Source organism: Anaerotruncus sp. DFI.9.16 (genome assembly GCF_024461615.1).
In the GTDB taxonomy this organism is placed as follows: domain Bacteria; phylum Bacillota; class Clostridia; order Oscillospirales; family Ruminococcaceae; genus Anaerotruncus; species Anaerotruncus massiliensis.
This window is the reverse complement of the sequence record NZ_JANFZX010000036.1, coordinates 22405-29070: the sequence shown is the minus strand read 5'-3', so window position 1 is coordinate 29070 and position 6666 is coordinate 22405. Positions and strand designations below refer to the sequence as shown.

6 protein-coding genes are annotated in these 6666 nt (G+C 61.1%); 3 read left to right on the top strand and 3 right to left on the bottom strand.

Annotated elements, in window-relative coordinates:
* Positions 1-53: 53 nt before the first annotated feature.
* Together NE609_RS12270 and NE609_RS12265 are read right to left on the bottom strand one after the other, a co-directional pair.
* Positions 54-1001 carry a glycosyltransferase family 2 protein gene (locus NE609_RS12270; protein WP_101548494.1) on the bottom strand — a complete coding sequence of 316 codons (948 nt, stop codon included), beginning with the start codon at positions 999-1001 and terminating at the stop codon, positions 54-56.
* Positions 998-3571: a YfhO family protein gene (locus NE609_RS12265; RefSeq protein WP_256152662.1), complete on the bottom strand. Its 2574-nt coding sequence runs from the start codon at positions 3569-3571 to the stop codon at positions 998-1000. Before NE609_RS12265 ends, NE609_RS12270 begins: the two co-directional genes overlap by 4 nt.
* 168 nt (positions 3572-3739) lie before the next feature.
* Between NE609_RS12265 and yfbR the strand changes: the two genes are divergently transcribed.
* The 3 genes from yfbR to NE609_RS12250 all read left to right on the top strand — a co-directional run bounded on the left by yfbR (position 3740) and on the right by NE609_RS12250 (position 5431).
* Positions 3740-4303, top strand: a complete 564-nt coding sequence (gene yfbR / locus NE609_RS12260) for a 5'-deoxynucleotidase (protein WP_121587329.1) — start codon at positions 3740-3742, stop codon at positions 4301-4303.
* Between the two features lie 97 nt (positions 4304-4400).
* Entirely contained in the window at positions 4401-4973 is a 573-nt protein-coding gene (locus tag NE609_RS12255) for an ECF transporter S component (RefSeq protein ID WP_121587300.1), read from the top strand.
* 167 nt (positions 4974-5140) lie between these two features.
* Entirely contained in the window at positions 5141-5431 is a 291-nt protein-coding gene (locus NE609_RS12250; RefSeq protein ID WP_101548498.1) for a hypothetical protein, read from the top strand.
* Positions 5432-5670: 239 nt separating this feature from the next.
* Here NE609_RS12250 and NE609_RS12245 read toward each other — a convergent pair whose 3' ends face one another.
* Entirely contained in the window at positions 5671-6399 is a 729-nt protein-coding gene (locus NE609_RS12245; RefSeq protein WP_121587301.1) for a FadR/GntR family transcriptional regulator, read from the bottom strand.
* Positions 6400-6666 lie beyond the last annotated feature (267 nt).

Below are 6666 nucleotides of genomic sequence, written 5' to 3'. Positions count from 1 at the left end.
GGCCGCTGCCAATGGCAGCGGCCCGGTGTTTCATTGGATTGACAGCGTCCGCTTCAGTCGTTGAGAAGCTGGTCGATCACAAAGCGGGGGCGGTGCTTGACCTCCTTATAGATCTTGCCGATATACTCGCCGAGGATGCCCAGGCAGAGCAGCTGGATGCCGCCGAGCGCCCAGACGGAACCCATGAGGGTGGTCCAGCCCTCGACCGTGTGGCCGAAGAGCTTTGTGACGAGCAGCCAGAGCAGGCAGAGCACGCTGACCGCGAAGATCAGCACCCCGAGGGTGGTGATGAGGCGGATGGGCTTGACCGAGAAGGAGGTGATGCCGTCGACGGCAAAGGAGAGCATCTTTTTCAGCGGGTACTTGGATTCGCCCGCGAACCGTTCGCTGCGCTCGTAGGCCACGACCGAGGTGCGAAAGCCGATGAGCGGCACGATGCCGCGCAGGAAGAGGTTGACCTCGCCGTACTGGGAGAGCGCCTCGAGGGCGCGGCGGCTCATGAGACGGTAGTCGGCGTGGTTCTGGACGATCTCCACCCCCATCCACCGGAGGAAGCGGTAGTAGCCGACCGCCGTGGTGCGCTTGAAGAGGGTGTCCTTTTTGCGGGAGGAGCGCACGCCGTAGACGATGTCGCTGCCCGCCTGGTACTCGGCGACGAACCGGTCGACCGCGTCGACGTCGTCCTGCAGGTCGGCGTCCATTGAGATGGCGATGTCGCAGAGGTCCTTGGCCACGGTGAGCCCCGCCACGAGCGCGTTCTGGTGGCCCTGGTTGTGGGAGAGCTTGAGGCCGGAAAAGAGCGGGTCGCGCTCATGCAGCTCGGAGATGAGCTGCCAGGTCGTGTCGCGGCTGCCGTCGTCCACAAAGAGGACGCGGCTCTGCGGGGAGACGGTCCCGGCGGCGATCATGCCGCCCAGCTTTGCCTTGAGGCGTTTGGAGGTCTCGGGCAGCACCTCCTGCTCGTTGTAGCAGGGGATGACCAGGTATAAAATTTCATTCATCGCGTTTCCTCCCCGGAATCGGGCGTTTCATCAAACCAGGAGGCGGGCGGCGGCTCAGGCGGGCCGTCCGCGTCCCCCTCGCGCGTCCCGTCCGCATCGTCAATGCCGGACGCGCCGGGCCCGGCTTCGCCGCCGCCGGGCGCGCCGCCGCCCTCCGGCGGCTCCGCGCCCGTCTCCTCCCACTCGGCGGCCGGCTCCCCGCCGGCCAGCTCGTCGGTCATCTCCCGCAGGGGAGGCCGGGGCGGGTCGTCGGGCGTTCTGCCGTACCGCTTCCAGAGCAGCAGGTAGATGACGAGCAGCAGCGCCGCGCCCAGCGTGAGGAGGACGCCGGCGTAAAGGCCGGGCGTCGTGTAGGTGAAGCGGATGACGTTGTCCCCGGCGGGGGCGCGCACCGCCATGAAGCCGAGCGCGGCCTTTTCGATCTGGGCGGGCTGGCCGTTCACGGTGGCGGACCAGCCGGAATCGTAGGGCACCGAGTAGAAGACGAGGTTTTCCCGCGGCAGGTCGATGCGGGAGGTGAAGCCGCGGTTGTCGGTCGTGAATTCATAGCCCGCGGTCTCCCGCCGCGCGAGGCAGTCGGCGTAATAGTCCTCCTCGTCGAGGCCGCCGTAGTATTCCTTGGGCATATATTCGAGGATGTCGCCGTGGCGGGTGGCCGCCTCGTCCTTGAGGACGAGCGCGTGCAGCAGCACGGCGGCGCGGTCCTCCTCGGGGACCTCCTCGAGGTCGCGCACAGTGATATAGTAGTCGTAGGTGAAGCCCATGGGGATGAAATATTCGTTCTCGTAGAGGTTGTAGCCGAGCTGGACCGACCGGGGCTCCCAGCCGGGCATCGGCTCCTGCTCGGGGTCGTCCGTCTTGATGAAGAGCCAGCGCACCGAAAGCAGCGGGCGCAGCTGGTAATACTCCGTTTCGGGCTTGGAGGAGACGTCCCGCTTGACGCCCACCTTGGGGTAGAACTCCATGATCGAGACGGGCACGATCGAGTGGAAGGTCTGGATGTTGGGCAGGTGCCAGAACATGCCGAGGTTGTCCATGCCGTGGTAGATGTCCGTGCGGGCAAAGGTGCCGTCGTCGGGCAGCTCGAGCTCATAGCGGCCCGCCAGCGCGGTGTCGCGCAGGAAATCGGGCTTGTCCGAGTGGGTCTTGCCGGTGGCGATGAAGGTGATCGAATAGCTCACGCACACAAAGCAGAGCGCGGCGGTCATGATGCGCATGAAGACCCTTGTGTTTCGCCAGCGGCGGATGATGAGCCAGAGCGCGAGGAGGCCGAGCATCGCGATGCCGGCGGTGGCCGCGAACCGTTCGGGATATTTGGCCAGCCCGATCTTGACGCCGCCGTCCGACTGGAGGGTGGGGGTGAGACCGAGGATGGCGGTGACGACGGCGGTGAACAGGAGCGTCCACCGGAACCCCTTGTCGAGGTCGACCGAGCGGTTTTCAAGCGCGAGCACGGTGGCGAGCGCCATCAGCAGGATGGGCATGTAGTACCAGCGCGCGTAGTAGGAGTTGTTGAAGAGGATGAAGATGCTGTTGAGCCCGGGCACGAGCGCGACGACGGCGCAGACGAGCAGGATGCGGCGGAGCCAGTCACGCTTGGAGCGGACGTAGGCGATGACGCCGGTCATGCTGACGAAGGGCAGCCACGCCGAAAGGGAGGCCCACTTGGCCCCGCGGTCGGGGAAGAGGTTGGGGCGGCTGGGCAGGTCGGGCGGGAAGAAGGCGGAGGAGACGATCGCGGGATAGAGCTGCTGGTGCCAGTAGAGCCAGAGGTTCCAGCCGCTGAGCAGCTCGTCCGCGCCGGTGCGCGGGTTGCCCATGATCGCCAGAACGGCGGGCAAAAAAAGCGCCATCGAAAGCAGGAGCCCGAGCACCGATTCAAACGCCGTCCAGAAGAAGCGGCGCAGGTTCATGCGCCAGTCGGGGGAGAGGGCGCGGATGATGAAATAGAGGACGACGAAAACGACCTCGCCGATGAAGAACCAGTAGTTCACAAAGGCGTTGATTGCGACGGCAAGGGCGAAGACGCCCCTGCGGTTATGGACGATCAGCTCCTCAAGCCCGACGAGCAGGAGCGGAAAGAAGACGATCGCCTCATGGAAGTGGTTGAAGAAGACGTTGTAGACGGCGAACCCGGAAAAGGCGTAAAGCAGCCCGCCGAAGACGGCATAATCGCGCTCCTTCACAAACCGCTTGAGGTAGAGGGTGCCGGTGAAGGCGGCGCAGGCGTGCTTGAGGATGAGCAGCGGTCCCATCAGATGGGGGACGAAGGAGGTGGGGAAGGGCAGGGTCAGCCAGAAAAACGGGCTTCCGAGCAGGTAGAAGCTGTAGGAGCCGATAAAGTTGGCGCCCAGGTCGGTATACCAGTTCCAGAAGAGATCCCCGGACCGCACCGCCTCGTGGGCGAGCTTATAGAACGGGATCTGCTGGACGTTAAAATCCCCGTAAAAGAAAAAGTACCCCTTGTCCCAGATGATGAACGGGAGAAAGATGACGGCGGCTGTCACCAGTGCGATCAGAAACGCCCTGCGGCAGCTGCCCTTATTCTGCGTCTGTGACGTGAGCGGCATTGCAAAACCTCCAAGCTGACAAATGGGGGAAGATACCTTACTAAATTATACCACAAATGGCGGCGTTTAAAAGCCCGCCGAAAATTTTCCTGCAAAGGCTTTCTTTTCTTTCAGTGGCCGATATGGTATCATTTGATGCAGAAGACCGCCCAGGAAAGGAGCAGGATGATGGAACCCTATGGATTTTTTGCGATGCTTTCCCGAATGAAATACATCAGCCGCTGGGGCCTCATGCGTAATTCCCGCACCGAGAACCTCAGCGAGCACACCCTCGAAACCGCTTATTTCGCCCACGCGCTCGCCCTTATCGAGGGGGCGGACCCCGCGCGGGTGGTGCTCTGCGCCCTCTACCACGATTGCAGCGAGATCCTCACCGGCGACCTGCCCACCCCCGTCAAATACCACAATCCCGCCATCAAGGAGAGCTACAAGGCCATCGAGGAGGCCGCCGCCGGCCGGCTGCTCGCCACCCTGCCCTCCGAGCTGGCCGAACGGTACCGTCCCTGCTTCTTCGAGGAGGACCCGCAGGTCCGCCGGCTCGTCAAGGCCGCGGACAAGCTCTCCGCGCTCGTCAAGTGCATCGAGGAGATCCGGATGGGCAACAACGATTTCCTCAGCGCCCGCGAATCCCAGCTCGCCGCCCTGCGAGAGATGAGGATTCCCGCAGTTGACATTTTCCTGCGGGAGTATCTGCCCGCCTTCGACCGCACCCTCGACGAGATCAGCAGGTGAGATCTTTCCGGTTTCCCGTCCTGCGGGCAAAGGCCGCCCGACAGTCTTGAAAAACGATACCTTTCGAGTATCATGATACCCGTGAGGAGGCGTTCCAATGACCCATACGGATGGAAAGGTAAAATGGATCACCCGCACGGCGCTGTGCACGGCGCTTGTGCTGCTTGCGCAGATCGTCGGCAAGATGCTGCCCGCGGGGGCGGTGATCGCCGGGCCGTTCAGCATCAACCAGCTGGTGACCGGCTCGCTGGTCAATCTGGTCCTGATTTTGGCGGCGGCCAGCGTGGGGCTCTGGTCGGGGGTGGCCTGCGGGGTCGTCTCGTCGATTCTGGCGGCGCTGCTCGGCATGACGCCGGTGCCCTTTATCGCACCCGCGATCGCGCTGGGGAACGCGGTGATCGCGGCGGCGGCGTGGTTTTTCCTCGGGAAATCGCACGGCACGGGCCGGCGGGTGGCCGGCGTGTTGGTCGGCGCCGGTGCGAAATGCGCGGCGCTGTGGCTGACGGTCCCGGCGATCCTGGGGATGCTCCCCAATGTGCCGCCCAAGCAGGCGCAGATGCTGTCGGTCATGTTTTCCTGGCCGCAGTTTGTGACCGCGCTGGCCGGCGGCGCGCTGGCACTCGCAGTCTATCCGGCGTTAAGCCGGGCGGTGGGCGGCCGCGGGGAATAAATATGCGCCGTTTTTCCGCCGCGAACCCACACGCGATGCATAAGAACAAATTTTCATGCATATCTTTTCATGAGATTCCCCTGTAAAATTTGCAGGTTCCTTTGACAATTGCTGTCGAATGGGGTAAGATAAAGAGGAGCCTTGGGAAATTTTGAGGAGGTTATTTCGTGAACAAAAAAACGACCGGTATTGTCGCGTACATCACCTGGATCGGCTGGATCATTGCGTTTTTCGCGGGCGACAAGGAGGGTGCGAAGTTCCACCTGAATCAGGCCCTTGTCATTTTCCTGGCTGGCATCGTGTGCAGCATCATCGCCCGGATCACCATCGTCGGTGCGATCATCGGCGGAATCGCCAGCATCGTGGTGTTCATTTTCTGGATCATGGGCCTTGTCGCCGCCTGCAAAGAGGAAGAGAAAGAGGTTCCTCTGCTCGGCAAAATCAAACTCCTGAAATAAGATTTCTGCGGCGTTTATCCACTATTTCGTCCCAAGGAATCATGCGCTCCGCGCAAGCGGCGCGAACATCGCCCGGCGGGGAACCGCCGGGCTTCGATTTTGTCTGTGTCTGGACGCATCCCGTCTCTGGACACGTCGTGAAATACCAAGACAGGCCGGAACGGCGCCGCATCCGCGGCGCCGTTCCGGCCTGTCTTTTTGATTGCTTAGCGGGACCGATCCGTATGACGGTTCGCGCCTCAGGTAAGCGCGACGAAGGCGTTATGCTCACGCGGGCTTTCCTGGCTTCCTTTCACCAGCGCCAGCGCGATCTGGTTACGCGATTCGACAAGCTGCATGTTCAAAAGCTCGGATGCCTTCGCCTCGTCCTGACAGGCCAGCGCCTCGAGAATGTCGATGTGCTGCTGGGCGACGTAGAGAAGGTCGTTGCTGGAGGGCCAGATGATGGAATCCTCACAGATATCCCAGAAAGCGGTCAGCAGCTGCTTGAAAAACAGGTTTCCCGTGCAGGCGAAGAGAGTGCAGTGGAAATCCCGGTCGAAGCTTTCAAACGACTCGCCGGCCTGGGCGCATTTGAGCATCGCGTCGGTATGGTGGCGCAGCTGCAAAAGGTCGTCCGGCCGCAGGTTCTGCATGGCGATGGGGAGCGACGAGAGCTCCAGACATTTCCGGATCTCGAAAAAGTCGAGCAGCAGAGACGGCCGGCACTTGATGAACGGGGCCCAGATGTTTTTGATCTGGACGCCCAAATCCGGAAACTGCGCATAGCGGCCGCTGCCCTGCTGCGAAACGATGATGCCGTTGACGGCATAGGCGTTCAAAATTTCGCGCAAAGCAAAGCGGTTGATCTGGAAACGCTCCATCAACTCCTGTTCCGTGGGGAGCTTCTTGTGCTCGTCGATGCACTCCATAATCAATTCCGCGATCTGATCGTTTATGAAATTGTTCGATCCCGTTGTGTCTGGCATGGTGTGATAGATGTTCCTCTCAACAAAAATTTGGACAGCAGCGAATAAAAAAATGGACAGAGCGATCTTCTCAAATTAGTATAACTTATTTCCATAAAAAATCAATAGCGAGTAATGAATAAAATAAATATATCAATCAATTTAAAAAACACCCGCAACAAATCCCAATAGATGGAAAATTAAGGCGTTTTTGTTAGATAGAGGCGGGGGCTGTGTTTTTGACGGCGCCTCTCTTTTTGCCAGTGGTCAGCGGGGTGATATCGGGTA